The 19768-nt window shown below is 69.5% G+C and carries 16 protein-coding genes; 10 read left to right on the top strand and 6 right to left on the bottom strand.

Annotated elements, in window-relative coordinates; translation table 11 throughout:
• Nucleotides 1-8: 8 nt before the first annotated feature.
• Nucleotides 9-2450, bottom strand: coding sequence for a DNA topoisomerase (ATP-hydrolyzing) subunit A (locus tag ACIQTT_RS01910; protein ID WP_402785242.1), 2442 nt, complete (start codon nt 2448-2450; stop codon nt 9-11).
• 95 nt (nt 2451-2545) lie between these two features.
• Here ACIQTT_RS01910 and ACIQTT_RS01915 point away from each other — a divergent pair, with 95 nt between their 5' ends.
• Entirely contained in the window at nt 2546-3616 is a 1071-nt protein-coding gene (locus ACIQTT_RS01915) for an alkaline phosphatase family protein (RefSeq protein WP_402785245.1), read from the top strand.
• 29 nt (nt 3617-3645) lie between these two features.
• Here the strand turns inward: ACIQTT_RS01915 and sepH are convergent, their stop codons facing one another.
• A complete protein-coding gene (sepH, locus tag ACIQTT_RS01920) occupies nt 3646-4731 on the bottom strand; it encodes a septation protein SepH (protein WP_402785248.1) in 1086 nt (361 codons plus the stop codon).
• Nucleotides 4732-4929: 198 nt separating this feature from the next.
• Here sepH and ACIQTT_RS01925 point away from each other — a divergent pair, with 198 nt between their 5' ends.
• Nucleotides 4930-5223 (top strand): DUF4193 domain-containing protein, encoded by a 294-nt coding sequence (locus ACIQTT_RS01925; RefSeq protein ID WP_247622371.1) that lies wholly within the window; start codon nt 4930-4932, stop codon nt 5221-5223.
• Nucleotides 5224-5311: 88 nt separating this feature from the next.
• Here the strand turns inward: ACIQTT_RS01925 and ACIQTT_RS01930 are convergent, their stop codons facing one another.
• Nucleotides 5312-5776 carry a DUF3093 domain-containing protein gene (locus tag ACIQTT_RS01930; RefSeq protein WP_402785251.1) on the bottom strand — a complete coding sequence of 155 codons (465 nt, stop codon included), beginning with the start codon at nt 5774-5776 and terminating at the stop codon, nt 5312-5314.
• Nucleotides 5777-5788: 12 nt separating this feature from the next.
• Between ACIQTT_RS01930 and dut the strand changes: the two genes are divergently transcribed.
• The 5 genes from dut (at nt 5789) to dxs (ending at nt 12680) form a co-directional block, all read left to right on the top strand.
• Entirely contained in the window at nt 5789-6241 is a 453-nt protein-coding gene (gene dut, locus ACIQTT_RS01935; protein WP_247956242.1) for a dUTP diphosphatase, read from the top strand.
• Nucleotides 6234-6821 carry a DUF3710 domain-containing protein gene (locus ACIQTT_RS01940; protein WP_247622374.1) on the top strand — a complete coding sequence of 196 codons (588 nt, stop codon included), beginning with the start codon at nt 6234-6236 and terminating at the stop codon, nt 6819-6821. The genes dut and ACIQTT_RS01940 overlap by 8 nt, the downstream gene beginning before the upstream one ends.
• On the top strand, nt 6818-7591 hold the full coding sequence (locus ACIQTT_RS01945; protein ID WP_402785255.1) for a DUF3159 domain-containing protein: 774 nt from the start codon (nt 6818-6820) through the stop codon (nt 7589-7591). The genes ACIQTT_RS01940 and ACIQTT_RS01945 overlap by 4 nt, the downstream gene beginning before the upstream one ends.
• 154 nt (nt 7592-7745) lie before the next feature.
• On the top strand, nt 7746-10583 hold the full coding sequence (locus tag ACIQTT_RS01950; RefSeq protein WP_402785258.1) for an aconitate hydratase: 2838 nt from the start codon (nt 7746-7748) through the stop codon (nt 10581-10583).
• A gap of 156 nt (nt 10584-10739) precedes the next feature.
• Complete coding sequence (gene dxs / locus ACIQTT_RS01955; protein ID WP_402785261.1) at nt 10740-12680, top strand: 1-deoxy-D-xylulose-5-phosphate synthase; 1941 nt, start codon at nt 10740-10742, stop codon at nt 12678-12680.
• Between the two features lie 12 nt (nt 12681-12692).
• Here the strand turns inward: dxs and ACIQTT_RS01960 are convergent, their stop codons facing one another.
• The 3 genes from ACIQTT_RS01960 to ACIQTT_RS01970 form a co-directional block, all read right to left on the bottom strand.
• Complete coding sequence (locus ACIQTT_RS01960) at nt 12693-13388, bottom strand: SPFH domain-containing protein (protein WP_402785264.1); 696 nt, start codon at nt 13386-13388, stop codon at nt 12693-12695.
• A 135-nt stretch (nt 13389-13523) separates the two neighbouring features.
• Nucleotides 13524-14972 (bottom strand): FAD-dependent oxidoreductase, encoded by a 1449-nt coding sequence (locus ACIQTT_RS01965; RefSeq protein ID WP_402785267.1) that lies wholly within the window; start codon nt 14970-14972, stop codon nt 13524-13526.
• Nucleotides 14969-15556 (bottom strand): TetR/AcrR family transcriptional regulator, encoded by a 588-nt coding sequence (locus ACIQTT_RS01970; RefSeq protein WP_402785270.1) that lies wholly within the window; start codon nt 15554-15556, stop codon nt 14969-14971. The genes ACIQTT_RS01965 and ACIQTT_RS01970 overlap by 4 nt, the downstream gene beginning before the upstream one ends.
• A 20-nt stretch (nt 15557-15576) precedes the next feature.
• On the opposite strand from ACIQTT_RS01970, the gene ACIQTT_RS01975 reads away from it, so the two are divergent.
• From ACIQTT_RS01975 to ACIQTT_RS01985, 3 genes are read left to right on the top strand one after another with little or no spacing between them, the layout of a single operon-like run.
• A complete protein-coding gene (locus ACIQTT_RS01975) occupies nt 15577-17199 on the top strand; it encodes an FAD-binding oxidoreductase (RefSeq protein WP_402785273.1) in 1623 nt (540 codons plus the stop codon).
• A gap of 1 nt (nt 17200) precedes the next feature.
• Nucleotides 17201-18115: a YegS/Rv2252/BmrU family lipid kinase gene (locus ACIQTT_RS01980; protein ID WP_402785276.1), complete on the top strand. Its 915-nt coding sequence runs from the start codon at nt 17201-17203 to the stop codon at nt 18113-18115.
• Nucleotides 18108-19742 carry a GMC oxidoreductase gene (locus ACIQTT_RS01985; protein ID WP_402785279.1) on the top strand — a complete coding sequence of 545 codons (1635 nt, stop codon included), beginning with the start codon at nt 18108-18110 and terminating at the stop codon, nt 19740-19742. The genes ACIQTT_RS01980 and ACIQTT_RS01985 overlap by 8 nt, the downstream gene beginning before the upstream one ends.
• The last annotated feature ends 26 nt before the right edge of the window (nt 19743-19768 follow it).

Consider the following 19768-nt stretch of genomic DNA (forward strand, 5'->3'; position numbering starts at 1 on the left):
GGCGACGATCAGACGAGCGTGCGTCCGATGCTGCCGATGACACCATCCGTCGGCTGACCCGAGGCGTCGCGTCGAGCTCCGGACTCGGGCAGCTTCCGCACGGCGCCGGTGGGGTCGACGGCCTGCGCGGGGCTGGCCCCGACCCAGGCCACCGTCAGCCGGTCCTCACCCTTCAGGAAGGCGTGCGCGCGCACGCCGCCCGTGGCGCGACCCTTCGACGGGTACTCCTCGAACGACGACACCTTCGCGCGCCCCGCATCGGTGCCGGGAAGGATGCTGTCGGAGCCCGAGACCGTCGCCACGACGGCATCCGATCCCGCGCCGACGACGCCGAAGAAGAGCACGGATGCTCCCGCCCCGAGCTTCACGCCAGCCATGCCGCCTGCGGGGGCGCCCTGCGGGCGCACGGCCGAGGCCGAGAACCGCAGCAGTTGGGCGTCGGTGGTGATGAACACCACCTCGGAGTCGTCGGGTGCGTCCGCGGCACCCACGACGGAGTCCCCGGCCTTCATCCCGATGACCTCGACGTCCGGACGCACCGGAATCGAGGTCGGGACGATGCGCTTCACCGTTCCCTGCGCCGTCCCCAGCGCGATCGGGGTCTCACTCTCGAAGCGAACGAATCCGAGGATGCGTTCCCCGCGGGTGGTGATCCCGAGGTAGTCGCGCAGCGGCGTTCCTGCGGCGAGCTGCACCGAGCTGGAGGGCACGGAGGGCAGGTCGACGGGGGAGAAGCGCACCACGCGCCCGGCACTCGTCAGCGCGCCGATCTCCGCCCGCACCGTCGTCTCGACCGTCGCGAGGATCGCATCGTGCTTGCTGCGGCGCGCGGGAACCGTGAGCTCCTGTCCGTCGACGAGGTCGACCCGCACCGCGCGCCCGGTCGTCGACAGCACGAGGACGGTCGGCGCATCCGCGATCTGCAGGTCGACGGCGCCCTTCGTCGCGCGGGGCTTCGGCGGCGCGGCGTTCATGAGCAGCGTGCGGCGGGGGGTGCCGTAGGCGTCCGCGGCGGCGTCGAGTTCGGTGGCGACCGCCTGACGCAGCAGCGCGTCGCTGCCGAGGAGCTCGCGGAGCGCCGCGATCTCGGCGAGGAGCGCGTCGCGCTCGGCTTCGAGCTCGATGCGCGAGAACTTGGTGAGTCGACGCAGTCGAAGTTCGAGGATGTACTCGGCCTGGAGCTCGCTCAGATCGAACACGTCGCGCAGCTTCGTGCGGGCCTGCTCGGAGTCGTCGGACGATCGGATGACCTGGATGACCTCGTCGATGTCGAGGATCGCGATCAGGAGGCCCTCAACGAGGTGCAGGCGCTCTTCGCGCCGCGCCAGACGGTAGCGGCTGCGGCGGGTGATGACCTCGAGCCGGTGGGCCACGTAGACGCTGAGCATCTCCTTGAGGCCGAGCGTGCGGGGCTGGCCGTCGACGAGGGCGACGTTGTTGATGTTGAACGAGTCCTCGAGCGGGGTCAGGCGATAGAGCTGCTCGAGCACGGCATTCGGATCGAACCCGGTCTTGATGCCGATCGCGACACGCAGGCCGTGGTTGCGGTCGGTGAGGTCGGTGACGTCGCTGATCCCCTGGAGCTTCTTGGCCTGGACGGCATCGCGGATCTTCTCGATCAGCCGCTCGGGTCCGACCATGTACGGCAGCTCCGACACGATGATGCCGGTGCGCCGCGGACCGAGGGGCTCGATCGAGACCTTCCCGCGCACCTTGAGCGCACCGCGCCCGGTCGTGTACGCGTCCTTGACGCCGTCGAGGCCCATGAGGACTCCACCGGACGGGAAGTCCGGTCCCGGCACGTACTCCATGAGCTCCTCGGTCGTGGCGTCCGGGTTCTCGAGCAGGTGCGTCGCGGCGGCCACGACCTCGATCAGGTTGTGCGGCGCCATGTTGGTCGCCATACCCACGGCGATGCCGCTCGCTCCATTCACCAGGAGGTTGGGGAAGGCGGCGGGCAGCACGGCCGGCTGTTGGAACTGACCGTCGTAGTTGGGGACGAAGTCGACGACGTCCTCGTCGAGGTTCTCGGTGAGGGCGAGGGCGGAAGCAGCGAGTCGCGCCTCCGTGTAGCGGGCGGCAGCGGGGCCGTCGTCCAGGGAGCCGAAGTTGCCGTGCCCGTCCACGAGGGGCACGCGGAGGGCGAAGTCCTGGGCGAGGCGGACCAGAGCGTCGTAGATCGCCGAGTCGCCGTGCGGGTGCAGCTTTCCCATCACCTCGCCGACGACGCGGGCGCTCTTGACGTGTCCGCGATCGGGGCGCAGCCCCATTTCCGCCATCTGGTACAGGATGCGGCGCTGCACCGGCTTGAGACCGTCGCGGGCGTCGGGGAGGGCGCGCGAGTAGATCACGGAGTACGCGTACTCGAGGAAGGACCCCTGCATCTCGGCGGAGAGATCGATGTCCTGGATGCGCTCCTCGACGGGCTCGGGCGGCGGCGTTTTCGGCATGGGGTTCCTGAGGGCGTGCGGGAGCCTGTGTCAGACTGGCTCGGGTGTCCCTCATGCTACCGTCCGAGTCCGCGTCAGCCCGGAGCATCGTCGGGGTGGCGGACGACGTGTTCGCCGCATTGCGCGGTGATCCCGGGCGCCTCCCTCGGGCGACGTCCGTCGTCCTCGTCGTGATCGACGGGCTCGGCGCCATCGGTCTGCGAGCGCACGCGGGTCATGCGCGCAGCCTGACCGCGCACATGACGAAGCGCGACGTCGCGACGTCGGTCTTCCCGTCGACAACGGCTTCCGCGCTGACCAGCATCCTGACCGGCGTGTGGCCGGGCGAACACGGCCTGATGGGCTACCGCGTCGTCGACCCGGACCGTGATCTGCTCGTCAATCAGCTCACGGGGTGGGAGAGCGAGGGGTTGGACCCGGCCACGTGGCAGATGGTCCCGACGATCTTCGAGCGTGCGGACGCGTCCGGCCACGGGGCGTTCGCGGTCGGACTCGCCGCCTACGCGCAGAGCGGATTCACCCGCGCGACGCTGCGCGGCGCCGTCTTCGCCGCGGAGGATCGCGCGGCCGAGCGTGTACGCCTGGCGTATGCCCTCGCCGAGCAGAACCCCGGTTCCGTGGTCTACTGCTATCTGCCCGAGGTCGATAAGGCCGGGCACAAGCACGGGATGGCCTCGGCGGAGTGGTTGGCGGCGCTCGAAGACGTCGACGCGGCGCTGTCCGCGCGCGTGCCGTCCGGCGTGGGCGTGCTGGTCACCTCGGATCACGGCATGATCGATGTTCCCGAACGGCGGCAGATCGTTCTCGACGAGGCGCACCTGGCGGGGATCCGCCACGTCGGGGGAGAACCGCGCATGATCCATGCCTATCTCGAACCCACGGCCGACGCAGGTGCGGTCATCACCCGGTGGCGTTCCGATCTCGCGGGCCTCGCCGACGTCGTCTCACGGGACGAGGCGATCGCCGCTGGTCTCTTCGGGCCGACGGTCGCGGATGCCGCGGCGGCACGCGTCGGGGACCTCCTCGCGGTGCCGCGGGGCAACGGGGCGATCTACGACGGCACAGCTGCCGATCAACGCGGTCGCGGCATGGTGGGGCAGCACGGCGGGCTCACGCCCGAGGAGCGTCAGGTGCCGCTGGTCGGGCTCGGCGCGTTCGCGAACTGACTCCGAGCAAGCTCACTTCCCGAGCAGGTTCACTCGTCGGTGCGTGCTCCGAACACGATCTCGTCCCACGAGGGCATGGCGTTCCGGCGTCGCTTGCGCGACGAGGACTCGCCGGGCTCCGAGGAGTCACGCGGAGCGGCGGGGGCATCCGTCCGGGGGTCGTCGGACTGTTCCGGCTCGAAGGCGTCCTCGAAGAGCGTGATCAGATTGCGGTCCGGCTCGTCGTCGCTGGTCGCGGAGGAGGGGCTCGGCTCCGAAGCCGGAGCATCGTCGATGACCGGCGAAGACTCGCGCTGACCGCGGCGGCGACGGAGCGCCTCCAGCAGATCGGCCGTCTCGGGATTGGTGCTCTGCGTCTCGGGGGCGCGGTTGATCGCCGCGGCCTGCGCCGCCGCGTTCGATCGTTCGGGAGCGGAGGGTTCCTCGACCGAGACCTCGGGGGTCGGTACGAGGCGCGGTCCGAAGGCTCCGGAGTCGAAACGGCTGTCGTCCTTGTAGGGCGAAGAGGTGCGATCGGACTCCACGGCGCGGAGGCGGGGGATGAGTCCGTCGGGGAGGGATCCCTGGCGGGAGAGCTGGGTGGCGTCGGCGTTGAGAGGTGACAGCGCGCTACGGCGGGGGTCGAAGCTCCACCGTGCGTCGTGATCGACCTCGTTCGCCGTGAACTCCAGCTTGATGATCCAGCCGGACTCGTCCTTCCAGCTCGCCCAGCGCTCTGCGGTCGCGGCGACGTCGGAGAGCTTGGCGCGGATGGCCGTTCCGAAGGTGGGCTGCGCGTCGGGTTCGACCTCGCTGCCGATCAGGACGGGCACGGCGAGCGCCTGTCCGATGACGTGCTCGCGCTCGGCGAGCACCGGCGCCTCGAAGCGCACGACGTCATCGACGCTGATGCCGAGCAGGGCGGACACCTCGGAGGCCGTGAGGCCGGCGCGGATTTGCGCCTGGATGTCGCGCGGGCTGGCGGCGAGCTTCTGGGCGGCCGGTTCGGCCTGCCGGGTCGCCCTGCGCAGCTCGCGCTGCAGCACGTCGTCGATGGCCAGCGCGAACCGCTCGCCAGACTCGGTCGCGAGCACGAGGACTCCTGCCTCGGTGCCGACGATGGTGACGTTTTCCATGCGAATGCCCCTCTGATGGGTGTGCATTCATGGTGTCACGCATGGCCCCGTCCGGGCGGGAATACCCTGGGCGCGCCGCGAGTTTGCTCTGTCGATCGCACCGGCATTTGCGAAATGCCTCGCGGTCATGCAAACTATGGCCGCCGAATACCCGACGGCGCACCACCACTCGCACCATGAATGTGGAGATCTAACCGCATGGCAACCGACTACGACGCCCCCCGTAAGAGCGAAGACGACTCCGAGTCGATCGAAGCCCTGAAGGAGCGCGTTCCCGACAAGCTCTCCGGATCGACCGGAGACGAGGACGCCGACAACCCGTCCAGCTTCGACCTCCCCGGAGCCGACCTCTCCGACCTCGAGCTGGACGTCGTCGTGCTGCCCGCGCAGCAGGACGAGTTCACGTGCATGAGCTGTTTCCTCGTGAAGCACCGCTCGCAGCTCGACCACGAAGAGGCCGCAGGCCCGATCTGCAAGGAATGCGCGGCCTGACGGCCCAGCGCGACGAATCACGCGCCCCGACCCTCGCGGTCAGGGGCGCGTTGTCGTCTGTGCGTGTGCTCGAGGGCAGACGACGCGGTCAGCGCTGCGCGGTGCGGATAGCCGCGGCGAGGCGGTCGGGGGTGCGGGTGGAGATCGTCCAGGCGGTCACCGGGTCGGCGGGATCGTCGTTCGGGACGACCACGATGCCGTCGATGCCGCCGCGGATCAGGTGCCATCCGCGAGCGGGCAGTCCCGTTCCTCGGGCGTCCTTCGCATCGTTGCCCGTGAGTGCGAGTGGAGCACCCAGATGGGCGACGTCGATGTGTGCACGGCCGGCGCGGAGCACCCCGTCCTCGACCGAGACGACCGGGGTGATGAGGATGAAGAGCGCCACGAGGAGCGCCGAGACGACCGCTCCGGCGACGAGCGCGATCGTCGCGCCGACCGGGACGAAGATGAGCGCCACCATGGGGCCGGCGAGCGCGACCGTGACCAGGAGCCACAGGCTCGGCGAGAGCCGCTCGCGGTAGCGCGATCGTGCGTCGGTGGTGGGGTTCTGCATTAGCCTCATGGGGTGACCGATTCCGTTGATGTCCCCATTATCGCCGCTCAGCCGCCGGTCTATGCGCATCCCGGCGATGCCGGCGCGGACCTGACGGCCGCGGAGGCCGTGCACCTCGAGCCGGGCGAGCGCGCGCTGGTGGCCACGGGTGTGCGCATCGCGCTGCCGGACGGCTACGCCGCCTTCGTCGTGCCGCGCAGCGGACTCGCGGCGAAGCACGGCATCTCGATCGTGAACTCGCCGGGAACGGTCGACGCGGGCTACCGGGGTGAGATCAAGGTGAGTCTGATCAACACCGACACCCGGAGCGCGTACGATGTGGCGGTCGGCGATCGTATCGCGCAGCTGATCATCATGCCGGTGACGCGTGCCGTGTTCCACCCCGTCGACGAGCTGCCCGAGAGCGTTCGCGGTGAAGGCGGGTTCGGATCCACCGGATATCAGGCAGGGAAGAGCAATGACTGACAACACCCCCACTCCCCAGGAGTCCGCACCGCTGAACCGTGCCGTGGACGGCCCGTTCGACGATTCCGAGGCGAATCCCGTCCGCCCCTACATCGACCTCGGCGGCATCAAGATCCTGCCGCGCGAGGGTCTCAATCTCCGCCTCGAGGTCGAGGAGCAGTCCAAGCGCATCGTCGCCGTGGGTCTCGACTACGCGGATTCCTCGCTGCAGGTGCAGCCCTTCGCGGCGCCTCGCTCCGGCGGGCTCTGGGACGAGACCCGGGTCCAGCTCCGCGACCAGGTAAAGGCACAGGGCGGCCGCGTCGAAGAGCGTGAGGGTTCCCTCGGCAAGGAGCTGCTGGCCGAGGTGCCCGCCGCCGCGAACGAGGGCAGCGGTCTCCGCCTCGCGCGCTTCATCGGCATCGACGGTCCGCGGTGGTTCCTGCGCGGCGTGATCGGCGGTGCCGCGGCATCCGATCCCGATGCCGCCGCGAAGGTCGAGGATCTCTTCCGTTCGATCGTCGTCGTGCGCGGCGGCTCGCCCATGCCGCCTCGCGACCTCATCCCGCTGAAGATGCCGGCCACGCCGGGATCGGCGTGAGCGGGGAGACTCCGCAGGGCGACCGCGAGCAGTCGGCCTCGGAGATCCTCGGGGCGGCCCTCAGCGGTGCGGCGCGACGCGCCGGTGTCGACCCCGCCGAGGGTGCGAACACGCACACCGTGGTCTGGTCGGCGATCGGCGGATGGCGGGGGATTCTCGAATCGGTCCTACCGAGCCTCGCTTTCGTCGTCCTGTTCACGATCCGGCCCGAACCGCTGATCCTCGCCCTCGGGGTGTCGGTCGGCCTCGCAGCCGTGTTCACGATCGTCCGTCTGTTGCAGAAGTCGCCGCCGTCCGCGGCGATCGGCGGCCTCGTGGCCGCAGGGGCGGCCGCCGCGCTGGCGCTGATCACCGGGCGCGGGCAGGACAACTTCGTGCCCGGGCTCATCACGAACGCCGCCTACGGCACGGTGCTCCTCGTCACGGCACTCATCGGCTGGTCTCTCATCGGCATCGCTGCGGGCTTCCTCATGGGCGAGGGAATGGCATGGCGTCAGGATCGGCGCAAGCGGCGCGCGTTCCTCTGGCTCGGTGTGGCCTGGTCGGCCCTCTTCTTCGCGCGGCTCGCCGTGCAGCTCCCGCTGTACCTCGCAGGCGAGGTGACCGCCCTCGGTACGCTCAAGCTGATCATGGGGCTCCCGCTGTTCGCTCCGATGGTCGCCGTGACCTGGCTCGTCGTCCGTGCACTGTATCCGCAGGACAAGCGGGGCGCGCAAGATCCGCAGGACAAGCGGGGCGCGCAAGCGGCGGAGACGTCCTCTGAGCCGTGATAGATTTATCTTGACATCAAGATAAATTGCAGGGCTTCTGCCTGGAGGGTCGAAGGCGCAGACTGGTTAGGTCCGCCTTGCTAGCCCCGGCCCCTCCCAGGCGAGCAAGATGGAATCGCCTGTCGCTTCCATCAGATCAGAAGGAGACGGAATCGTGTCCACGGTGAACAGCTTCGGTGCCCAGAGCACCCTGACGGTCGGCAGCACCGACTACGAGATCTTCCGCATCGACACGGTGCCCGGTTTCGACAAGCTCCCCTTCAGCCTCAAGGTGCTGCTGGAGAACCTCCTTCGCACCGAGGACGGCGCGAACGTCACGAAGGCGCAGATCGAGGCGCTCGGATCGTGGGATGCCGCGGCCGAACCGAACACCGAGATCCAGTTCACGCCGGCGCGCGTGGTGATGCAGGACTTCACCGGTGTGCCCTGCATCGTCGACCTCGCCACGATGCGCGAGGCCGTCACGGCCCTGGGCGGCGACGCGAACAAGATCAACCCGCTCTCGCCGGCCGAGATGGTCATCGACCACTCGGTCATCGCCGACCTGTTCGGCTCCGAGAACGCCCTCGAGCGCAACGTCGAGATCGAGTACGAGCGCAACGGTGAGCGCTACCAGTTCCTCCGCTGGGGCCAGACGGCCTTCAGTGACTTCAAGGTCGTGCCGCCCGGAACGGGCATCGTGCACCAGGTGAACATCGAGCACCTCGCGAAGGTCATCTACGACCGCGAGGTGGGCGGCGTCCTGCGCGCCTACCCCGACACCTGCGTCGGCACCGACTCGCACACCACGATGGTCAACGGCCTCGGCGTGCTCGGCTGGGGCGTCGGCGGCATCGAGGCAGAGGCCGCGATGCTCGGTCAGCCCGTGTCGATGCTCATCCCGCGCGTCGTCGGCTTCAAGCTCAGCGGTGAGATCCCCGCGGGCGTCACGGCGACCGACGTCGTGCTCACGATCACCGACCAGCTGCGCAAGCACGGCGTCGTCGGCAAGTTCGTCGAGTTCTACGGCGAAGGTGTGGCATCCGTGCCGCTCGCCAACCGCGCCACGATCGGCAACATGAGCCCCGAGTTCGGCTCCACCGCCGCGATCTTCCCGATCGACGACGTCACCCTCGACTACCTGCGCCTCACGGGTCGCAGCGAAGAGGCCGTCGCGCTCGTCGAGGCGTACGCCAAGACGCAGAAGCTGTGGCACGACCCCTCGCAGGAGCCCGTCTTCAGCGAGTACCTCGAGCTCGACCTCGCGACCGTCGTCCCGTCGATCGCCGGTCCGAAGCGCCCGCAGGACCGCATCCTCCTGTCCGAGGCCAAGTCGCAGTTCGAGCAGGACATCCTCGCGTACGCGACGGCGTCCACCTCCGACGACGTCGTCGACCTCGAGTCCAAGCACTCGTTCCCGGCATCCGACCCGGGCAACGTCCCCGGCGAAGAGGAGCCCCGCACCACGCGCCCCGTGCACATCAACAGCGGTGCTCCGGCGAACGCCTCCAAGCCCGTCCCGGTGACGACCCCCGGCGGCGAGAAGTACATCCTCGACAACGGCGCCGTCACGCTCGCGGCCATCACCTCGTGCACCAACACGTCGAACCCGTCGGTCATGATCGCCGCCGGTCTCGTCGCACGCAAGGCGCTCGAGAAGGGCCTCAAGCAGAAGCCGTGGGTCAAGACCACGCTCGGCCCGGGCTCGAAGGTCGTCACCGACTACTACGAGAAGTCCGGTCTCGACAAGGATCTCGAGGGTCTCGGCTTCTACACCGTCGGCTACGGCTGCACGATCTGCATCGGAAACTCCGGTCCGCTGATCGAAGAGGTCTCCGAGGCTATCAACTCGCACGACCTGGCCGTCACCGCCGTGCTCTCGGGCAACCGCAACTTCGAGGGTCGCATCAGCCCCGACGTGAAGATGAACTACCTCGCGAGCCCGCCGCTCGTCATCGCCTACGCGCTCGCAGGTTCCATGCACTTCGACTTCGAGAACGACTCGCTCGGCAAGGGCAGCGACGGCAATGATGTGTTCCTCAAGGACATCTGGCCTTCGCCCGACGAGGTGCAGGAGATCGTCGACTCGTCGATCTCGCGCGAACAGTTCATCAAGCAGTACGCCACCGTGTTCGACGGTGACGAGCGCTGGCGCAGCCTGCCCACCCCGGAAGACGCGATCTTCCAGTGGGACGAGCACTCGACCTACGTGCGCAAGGCGCCGTACTTCGACGGTATGACGATGGAGCTCACCCCCGTGAAGGACATCCAGGGTGCGCGTGTCATGGCGACCCTCGGCGACTCGGTCACCACCGACCACATCTCGCCCGCCGGAAACATCAAGCCGGGCACCCCGGCCGCGCAGTACCTGACCGAGCACGGCGTCGACCGCAAGGACTTCAACTCCTTCGGCTCGCGCCGCGGCAACCACGAGGTGATGATCCGCGGCACGTTCGCGAACATCCGTCTGAAGAACCTCATGGTGTCGGCGGTCAACGACGGTGCCGTGGTCGAGGGTGGCTTCACTCGCGACTTCACCCAGGCGGGTGGCCCGCAGTCGTACATCTACGACGCGAGCATGAACTACCAGGAGCAGGGCACGCCCCTCGTCATCTTCGGAGGCAAGGAGTACGGTTCCGGCTCGTCGCGCGACTGGGCGGCCAAGGGCACCAGCCTGCTGGGCGTCAAGGCGGTCATCACCGAGAGCTTCGAGCGCATCCACCGCTCGAACCTGATCGGTATGGGCGTCGTCCCGCTCCAGTTCCCCGCGGGGGAGAGCTGGGAGTCGCTGGGCCTCGACGGCACCGAGATCGTCTCGATCGCCGGCCTGGAAGAGCTCAACAACGGCGTCACCCCGAAGACGGTGCGCGTCACGGCCACCCCGAGCGAGCACTCGGCCGAGGGCAAGCAGGCCGTCGAGTTCGACGCGGTCGTGCGCATCGACACCCCCGGTGAGGCGGACTACTACCGCAACGGCGGCATCCTGCAGTACGTTCTGCGTTCGCTCGTCTGAGCATTCCGAGGAGGGGACCCGGCGCATCGTAGCCGGGTCCCCTTCGTCATACCAGGGGGTGCGCCTCCCGGGGGATTCTCCGGGGTAGGCGGTACCATCGATGAGGCCCCGGGTACCGAGTCCGGGACCGACGACACAGCAGGTGAGGAGGTGCCGATGCCCATTCTTCCGAGCATCTCAGGACCCAGGGACCTCGACGGTCTGAGCGCCGAGCAGCTGACCGATCTGGCGCAGGAGATCCGCGACTTCCTCGTCGAGAACGTCTCCCGCACGGGTGGGCACCTCGGCCCGAACCTCGGCGTCGTCGAGCTGACGATCGCGCTGCACCGCACGTTCTCGTCACCGGACGATCCGTTCATCTTCGACACCGGTCACCAGTCGTACGTGCACAAGCTGCTCACCGGGCGCCAGGACTTCTCCGGCCTGCGCGTGCGCGGAGGTCTTGCGGGGTATCCGCAGCGCGGTGAGAGCCCGCACGACGTGGTGGAGTCGTCACATGCATCGAGTTCTCTGAGCTGGGCCGACGGCGTCTCCCGGGCCCTCACGGCGACTGGACGCGCGGACCGCCATGTGGTCGCGGTCGTCGGCGACGGATCGCTCACGGGCGGCATGACGTGGGAGGCGCTCAACAACATCTCCGACGACAACGACCGCAACCTCGTGATCGTCGTCAACGACAACGGTCGCTCGTACGCCCCGACCATCGGCGGGATGTCGCGCTTCCTCAACCGCGTGCGGACCGCCGCCGCGTACAAGGACCTCCACCACAAGTCCGATCGACTCTTCCGGGCTTTCGGCCCCGTGGGGCGCGCGGTGTTCCGTGGCGTCCGCGGTGGCACGCACGGTTTCCTCTCGCGCTTCACGAACAACGAGGCCCTGTACTCGAACCTCGACATCAAGTACCTGGGCCCGGTCGACGGACACGACCTCCCCGCGCTCCTCGAGACCTTCGAGCTCGCGAAGTCCTACGGCGCCCCGGTCATCGTGCATGCGATCACCGAGAAGGGCCGCGGCTACCAACCGGCGCGCGACGACGACGCCGATCAGTTCCACGCCGTCGGCAAGATCGATCCCGCGACGGGGGAGACGCTCTCCTCGGGCGGTCGTGGATGGACGGACGTCTTCTCCGACGCGCTCGTCGACATCGGCTCGCGCCGTGACGACGTCATCGGGATCACCGCCGCGATGCTCCGTCCCACCGGTCTCGCGCCCTTCGCCGAGCGGTTCCCCGATCGCGTCTACGACGTCGGCATCGCCGAGCAGCACGCGGTCGCGTCGGCGGCGGGTCTCGCATACGGGGGACTCCGCCCCGTGGTCGCGGTGTACGCGACCTTCATGGGGCGTGCGTTCGACCAGGTGCTCATGGATGTCGCGCTGCACCGCGCAGGCGTGACGTTCGTGCTCGACCGTGCCGGGGTGACCGGTCCCGACGGACCCAGCCATCACGGCATGTGGGATCTGGCGATGCTGCAGATCGTGCCCCACATCCGTATCGCGGCTCCGCGCGACGGCATCCGTCTCACGGAAGCGCTGGAGGAGGCCGTCCAGGTCGACGACGCGCCCACGGTCATCCGCTTCCCGAAGGGCGAGGTCGCAGCCGAGCTGCCCGCCCTGGATCGCCTCCACGACGGCGTGGACGTGCTCGCCCGAGGGGAGAGCGAAGACGTGCTGATCGTGGCGATCGGTCCGTTCGCCGCGATGGCCATGGACGTCGCGGAGCGGTTACGCGCGCAGGGCATCGGAGCGACTGTGATCGACCCGCGCTGGGCGATCCCGGTGCAGCCGTCGATCGTCGCCCTCGCCGCACGTCACCGTCTCGTGATCACGCTGGAGGACGGCATCCGAGTCGGTGGGATCGGCACCCGTGTCCGTCAGGTGCTCCGCGAGGCGGGCATCGACACGGCAGTCGACGAGCTCGGTCTGCCCGACGAGTTCCTCGACCACGCGTCGCGCGAGCAGATCCTGGCTGATGCCGGGCTGACGGCGTCGAAGATCGCGCAGGACGTCGTCGCGCAGGTGCTGGGGACGCGGATTCCCGTCGCCCGCAGCGCGGGGGAGACCGGCACGATCGACCTGCCGCTGCACGAGCAGCGGTGACCGCCCGCCCGCTCAGTTGAGCGCGTGCAGTGCGGCGACCGCCTGGGCGTCGCGATCGGTGTCGCGGAGCGCGGTCGAGAGCAAGTAGCCGTCGGTGAGCGCATCGCCCGTGACCATGACGCGCACGAGTTCGACGCCGCAGGCCCGCCGCACCTCGTCGGCACTCGCGGCGATGACACGGGTGTTGATCTCGTCGTTGTGCGGCAGTTCCACACCGTCGAAGCCGCGGATGACGTCGCGGAGGGCGGCGCCGACGATGTTCGACGCGCGCTCCTTCACGTTCACGACGTCGAGCTCGAACACCCGGAGATCCTGACCGGTGGGGATCGGTCTCCACTCGAAAGATGCATGCACGCGATGCTGATGCCCCTTCGCACCCGTCATCTCGCGCGCAGGGAGGTCGGTCGCCCGGCAACGCACGTCGACGAGCTTGTACCAGTAGAAGAGCGGGAACGCACCGTGCGATCCGGGATGCAGCACGACCACTTCGCCGACGGCGCCGCCGCGACTGCTGGGTCGCCGCTGCGGACGGTTGCGGATGATCGGTTTGCCGTTGCGGGTGCGGATCGCGGCCCAGCCCTCATCCACGGTCACGATGAAGATCTTCAGGAGGGCGGGTACGACCAGCAGGATCGTGAGGATCGCGGTCCCCGTCTTGAGCAGACCCGAGAGTCCCTTGCCGCCCAGCATCGAGAGGAGCATGTCCATGCCCACCACTGTGCCCCCTCGTTCGAGGTCGACGCGCCGGGAACGGTCGTGCGGACGCGCTGTTCATGCGCTGTTCGGTCGGCGTTCCCTCCACCGCCGCCGGACGGATACGGGACGGGCTGGAATCGCCGATCATCACCCGAGGATGTGGAGGGTCTCTCGGACGATCTCGTCGACGAGCGCGTAGGCGCGGGATCGATCGTCGTCGACGAGGCCGATCCGCGTGCGGCGGTCGAGCACGTCATCGGTCGACAGTGCGCCTTCCTCGCGCACCGAGTACTCGACGTCGGCGCGAGTTATCCTCACCCCGCCGACCAGCGGCTCGCTGCGGGGCACGTCGCGTGCGACGAGACGGAGCGTCGCAGTGGGGCTCGGCGGAGCGTCGATGCGCCGTGTGCGCACGGCGAGGTCGACGGCATCCTCCGCCATCCGCCGATAGGTGGTCAGCTTGCCGCCGAGCACGGTGACGAATCCGGCTTCCGAAACCGTCACGAGGTGACGGCGGGAGATGTCGGCGGTGGAATCCGCGCCGGTGTCGACGAGCGGTCGCAGACCCGCGAACGCGCCGCGCACGCTCCGCCGGGCGACGGGAGTGCGGAGCACGCTGTTGAGGCTCGTGAGGAGGAAGCCGATCTCCTGCTCGGTCGGTGTCGCGACGCGCGGCACCGCACCGGGGGCATCCTCATCGGTGAGCCCGACGATCACCCTCCCGTGCTGCTGAGGGAGTGCGAAGACGTAGCGGCTGATCGATCCGGCGTGGGGGATCGTGATCGCGGCCGAGGGGTGCCCGAGATCAGCCGCGTCGAGGACGATGTGGGTGCCCCGACTCGGCCGCAGAGTGAGGTCCGTGTCGAGCGTTCCCGCCCACACCCCGGTCGCGTTCACGACCGACCGCGCCCGGATGTCGAGCGTGTCGCCGGTGAGGGTGTCGACCGCTCTCGCTCCCGTCGCGTGCAGCGAGACCGCGCGCACCCGCGTGAGGATGCGCGCTCCCCGCGCAGCGGCGCTGCGGGCGACCGCGACGACGAGGCGGGCGTCGTCCTCGAGCTGCCCATCGAAAGAGAGCATGCCGCCGCGCAGGCCGCTCGGATCGAGGCCGGGCGCGAGTGTGAGGGCTCGGTGGCGTCCGATGAGACGTGGATGCGGCAGGACTGCACGCGGCGTTCGTGTGCGCAGTCGCAGGAGGTCTCCCATCGTCATTCCGACGGCTCCCGCGGCACGCTGGCGCAGTGTCACCCCGGGAACGAACGGCAGCAGCTGGGGGAGAGGGCGGATCAGGTGCGGGGCGATGGCCGTCATCAGGAGATGGCGTTCCTCGGCGCTCTCCCGGGCGGTCGCGACATCCCCCGTGGCAAGATAGCGCAGGCCGCCGTGGATCAGTTTCGAGCTGAAGCGGCTGGTGCCGAATGCGAGGTCCTCCGCCTCGATGAGGGTGACGGTCAGGCCGCGCGCCGCAGCATCGAGTGCGACTCCGGCACCGGTGATCCCGCCTCCGACGACGAGCAGGTCGACCACGTCGTCCGCTGCCCGGACCAGTTCGGCGCGCCGCCTCGCGACGTTGAGGGCGGCGGATGCGCTGTTCATGGCCGGAGGTGCCCGTCGAGGGCGGCGCGGAGTTCGCTCTCCCAGGTCGCGTCGTCGATGAGCGCGGCGACGGTGCCCTGGGAGAGAACCGCGGACTGCGCGATCAGCAGGGTCATGACGGCGATCGCCCGTGCGTCGCCGCGTCGTACGGATCCGCCGCGCTGGGCGGCCGTGATGGACGCGGCGAGCCAGGCCAGGATCATCGTCTGGCTGGAGCCGACACGCTGCAGGGTGTACCGGGTGAACGCCTCGGGCTCATCGGCCAGTAGATGCGCGTATACGGGATCGGCGTGGAAGAGCGCGGAGAAGCGGAGGACATCGTCGACGAGGTCGCCGCGCCGACCTGCCGGCTCGGGGAAGGATTCGAGGATCACGGTCACGCGGCGCAGGAGCGCTGAGCGGACGACATCGTCGGCGTCGTTCCAGTGACGGTAGAGCGTCGGGCGGCTGAGGCCCGACCGCCGGGAGAGTTCGGCGATGGTGACGCCGTGGACGCCTCGGCGGATGAGGAGTTCGTCCGCGGCATCGAGGATGCGCACCTGGGTCGCGTCCCAGGTCGGTGTCGTAGGTTGACGTTCTTCCATGATCTGTCACACTGTAACGCATGGACTGGAATCCCGGCGAGGTCGATGACGATCTGCCGACGAGATGGAACGGCTGGGGCGACCCGCGCCGAGCCACGCCGTTGCCCCGCGCCGTCCGCGCTCTTCTCCCGTTGCTCCTCGGACGCCTCCGCCGACCGGAACCGGCGGTGGACCTCGAGGATGTGCGCCTGCCCTCCTCCTCGCTGACGGAGGACGATCTCGCCGCGTTGGTCGCGGCGATCGGAGCAGACGGCATCGACGACACGGACGAGGGAAGGATCCGCCACTCCGGGGGACGATCCACCCCGGACCTGTTGCGTGCCCGCCAGCGGATCCAGGAGGCGCCGGACGCCGTGGCGCACCCGTCCACGCATGACGATGTGCGCGCCCTGCTCGATGTGGCCTCGGAGCGGCGCATCGCGGTCATCCCGTTCGGCGGCGGAACGAGTGTCGTCGGCGCGCTCCGCCCCGAGCGGGGTGGGCGCCGCGCGGTGATCAGCCTCGACACGCGACGTCTCTCCGGACTGCTCCGGTTCGACGAGCTCTCCGGCGAGGCGGTATTCGGTGCCGGCACCACCGGTCCGGATGCCGAATCCCTGCTGGCGGCGCACGGTCACGAACTCGGGCATTACCCGCAGAGCTTCCGTTATGCCACGATCGGCGGATTCGCCGCGGCGCGGTCGTCGGGGCAGAACTCGGCGGGGAACGGGCGATTCGACGGGATGGTCACCGGCATCCGCGTGGCGACGCCGACGGGCGATCTCGACCTCGGGCGCGCTCCGGGATCGGCCGCGGGACCGGATCTGACGCGCCTCTTCCTCGGCTCCGAGGGGACCCTCGGGGTGATCACCGAGGTGCGGGTGCGGGTGCATCCCATCCCGCGTGAGCGGATCTTCGAGGCGTGGACCTTCCCGGATTTCGCCACCGGTGCCGACGCGCTGCGGCGGGTGGCTCAGCACGGTACGGGGCCGACCGTGATCCGTCTGTCAGACGAGTCGGAGACCGCCGTGAGCCTGGCACAGGTCGGCCGGATCGGACGCCTTCTTTCGCGCGGCGCGAGTGCGGTGACGGTCTTCGAGGGCGACGACGCCGCTCACCGTCGTGAGCGCACGGCAGAGCTGCTGCGGGCAGTCGGCGGAGAGTCGTCGGGAGAGGGAGACGCCGCGGAGTGGCTGCGGGGCCGATTCGACGGCCCGTACCTGCGCGATGCGCTCCTCGACGCCGGGGTCTTCTGCGAGACGCTCGAGACGGCGACGACGTGGTCGAACCTCCCGGTGCTGAAGCGGGCGATCGAGGGGGCGTTGAAGAAGGGCTTCGGTGACGCCGATGCGCGATCGTACGTGATGTGCCACGTGTCGCACGTGTACCCCACGGGAGCCTCGTTGTACTTCACGGTGCTCGCCGGCATTCGCGGCGATCAGCTCGCGGTGTGGGGACGCGTGAAAGCGATGGTGAACGACGCGATCATCGCGACGGGCGGCACGATCAGTCACCATCACGGCGTCGGACGCGACCACGCCCCCTGGCTCGCCGACGAGATCGGTGACACCGGGCTACGCATCCTGCGGGCGGTCAAGCACGAGCTCGACCCGCGCGGCATCCTCAACCCCGGCGCGCTGCTCGTGCATTCCTCGGAGGTCTGAGGTGGGTGCTCACATCGCTGTACTGTCCAATCCGCTCTCCGGCAAGGGACGGGGGCGTTCGGACGCGGCCGTCGCGGTCGCCCGTCTGCGCGACCGAGGGTGCGAGGTGCGCGAGTACTCGGGCGGATCCGCGGCGGAGACCGCGACCCTCGCGGCGCAGGCGGTGAGCGCGGCGCCGCGGGCACTGGTCGTCGTCGGCGGCGACGGAACGCTCGCCGGGATCCTCCCCGCCGTGCAGGGATCGGCCGTGCCGATCGTACTGGTCCCGGCCGGGACCGGGAACGATCTCGCCCGCGCACTCGGGTTGGCCCGGAGGGATGCCGCGGACGCGGCCGATCTCGCCCTCGACGGCGTCGTGCGGCACGTCGACGTGGGCGAGGTGCGGAGCGCCGGGCGCACGACCCCCTTCCTCACGGTCGCGGCGCTCGGCTTCGACGCCAAGGTGAGCGATCGCACGAATCGGCTGCGGTGGCCGCGCGGCGCACTCCGTTACTACCTGGCGGTGCTGATCGAGGTCGCGCGTCTGCGCCCGATGCGCTTCACCGTCGGCATCGATGACGGGACGCCCACCGTCGCCCCGGGGACGCTGGTCGCGGTCGGCAACACGTCGAGCTACGGCGGGGGAATGCCGATCTGCCCGACGGCGCTGCCCGACGACGGGCAGCTCGACATCGTGCAGGTCGTGCCCATCGGTCGGCTCCGCCTGCTGCGTCTCTTCCCCCTGCTGCTCCGCGGCCGCCATCTCACCCGTCCGGAGGTCGCTCATCGGCGGGCACACACGGTGACGGTGTCAGCTCCGGGCATGGTCGTGTACGCCGATGGGGAACGGGTCGCAACGGACGAGTGCACGATCGGTGTGCGGTCGCGAGCGCTCTCGATCCTGGTGCCGGCGACGAAGGCGCACCCCGGTGACTGAGTTCGACGAGGATGTCGTGGTCGTCGGTTCGGGGTTCGGCGGTGCGGTGGCAGCGCTTCGCGCAGCGGAGAAGGGATACCGCGTGCGTGTCTACGAGGCCGGGAGGCGCTTCGAGGACGACGACTTCGCCAAGACCAACTGGAACGTGCGGCGCTATCTCTGGGCGCCGCAGGTGGGATGCTTCGGCATCCAGCGGATCCATCGGCTTCCGCACGTGATGATCCTCGCGGGTGCCGGCGTCGGCGGCGGCTCGTTGAACTACGCCAACACCCTCTACCAGCCCGGGCCGGCGTTCTTCGACGACGAGCAGTGGCGAGGGATCGCGGCATGGGAGCAGGAGCTCGAGCCGCACTACGCGACCGCGAAACGGATGCTCGGAGCCGTCGAGCGCTATCCGCACACCGGACCCGTCGAACGGATCATGGCCGGGGCGGCGGACGACCTCGGTGTCGGCGCGACCTTCCGGCACGCGCCGGTCGGCGTCTGGTTCGGGAAGCCGGGGGAGCGCGTGCCCGATCCCTTCTTCGGCGGCGAAGGACCCGACCGCACGGGATGCACCCTCTGCGGCAACTGCATGGTCGGATGCCGGGTCGGCGCGAAGAACACCCTCATGAAGAACTACCTGCCGCTGGCCGAGCGACGCGGTGCCGTCATCGAAGCGATGCGCACGGTGGTCGAGGTGCGCGCGCTCGATGCCGGAGGGTTCGCCGTCACCACCCGGCGGAGCGGATGGTCGCGACGGACGCGGACGATCACCGCGCGCGAGGTCGTGCTCGCGGCCGGCACATGGGGGACGCAGCAGCTGCTGCACCGCATGCGGCGCTCGGGAGCCCTGCCGCAGGTGCCCGAAACGATCGGAAGGCTGACCCGCACGAACTCCGAGGCGCTGGACGGCTCGGTCGCCGTCTCCGTGCCGGCATCGCTCGAGCTCGCCCGCGGGATCGCGATCACGACCTCGTTCCACATCGACGACCGCACGCACGTCGAGAACGTGCGGTACGGCCCGGGCTCGAACCTCATGGGCGCCCTCGCGACGGCTCTCGTCCCGGGCGATCGCGGTGCGATCCGTCGCCTCGGTTACCTCATCGGACAGTCGCTGCGCGCCCCGCTGAGGATGGCGCGCCTGTCCTCTCTGCGGCGTTGGAGCGAACGCGGGATCATCGCGCTCGTCATGCAGACCGCCGACAACTCGCTCACGCTGTCGCTCCGGCGCCGGTGGGGACGCCTGGTGATGACGAGTGCGCAGGGACACGGCGCACCGAATCCCTCCCACCTCCCGCAGGCGCATCGCGCGGCGGAGGCGATCGCGGCGCGGATGCAGCAGGACGGAGGAGTGCCCTCGGCCGCGCGGGGATCGTGGCCCGAGGTGTTCGGAGTGCCGCTGACCGCTCACTTCCTCGGGGGAGCGGTGATCTCCGCCTCGCCGCGCACGGGCGTGATCGATCCGTACCATCGCGTGTGGGGGCATCCCGGCCTGCACGTCGTCGACGGCGCGGCGGTGCCCGCGAATCCCGGCGTGAATCCCTCGCTCACGATCACCGCTCTCGCCGAGCGCGCGTTCTCGTACTGGCCCGAGGCGGGTGCCGAGGACGATCGTCCCGATCAGGACCGGTTGCTCGCGCCCTGAGGGAAGGGGCCCGGGAACGACGGAGG

It is taken from the genome of Microbacterium sp. NPDC090225 (genome assembly GCF_044772365.1).
Classification (GTDB): Bacteria; Actinomycetota; Actinomycetes; order Actinomycetales; family Microbacteriaceae; genus Microbacterium.

What these genes read in the sequence shown, in the direction of transcription:
- ACIQTT_RS01910 (WP_402785242.1), bottom strand. Translation starts at nt 2,450, where the DNA reads ATGCCGAAAACGCCGCCGCCCGAGCCCGTCGAGGAGCGCATCCAGGAC.
- sepH (WP_402785248.1), bottom strand. Translation starts at nt 4,731, where the DNA reads ATGGAAAACGTCACCATCGTCGGCACCGAGGCAGGAGTCCTCGTGCTC.
- ACIQTT_RS01925 (WP_247622371.1), top strand. Translation starts at nt 4,930, where the DNA reads ATGGCAACCGACTACGACGCCCCCCGTAAGAGCGAAGACGACTCCGAG.
- ACIQTT_RS01930 (WP_402785251.1), bottom strand. Translation starts at nt 5,776, where the DNA reads ATGCAGAACCCCACCACCGACGCACGATCGCGCTACCGCGAGCGGCTC.
- ACIQTT_RS01940 (WP_247622374.1), top strand. Translation starts at nt 6,234, where the DNA reads ATGACTGACAACACCCCCACTCCCCAGGAGTCCGCACCGCTGAACCGT.
- dxs (WP_402785261.1), top strand. Translation starts at nt 10,740, where the DNA reads ATGCCCATTCTTCCGAGCATCTCAGGACCCAGGGACCTCGACGGTCTG.
- ACIQTT_RS01960 (WP_402785264.1), bottom strand. Translation starts at nt 13,388, where the DNA reads ATGGACATGCTCCTCTCGATGCTGGGCGGCAAGGGACTCTCGGGTCTG.
- ACIQTT_RS01965 (WP_402785267.1), bottom strand. Translation starts at nt 14,972, where the DNA reads ATGAACAGCGCATCCGCCGCCCTCAACGTCGCGAGGCGGCGCGCCGAA.
- ACIQTT_RS01970 (WP_402785270.1), bottom strand. Translation starts at nt 15,556, where the DNA reads ATGGAAGAACGTCAACCTACGACACCGACCTGGGACGCGACCCAGGTG.
- ACIQTT_RS01975 (WP_402785273.1), top strand. Translation starts at nt 15,577, where the DNA reads ATGGACTGGAATCCCGGCGAGGTCGATGACGATCTGCCGACGAGATGG.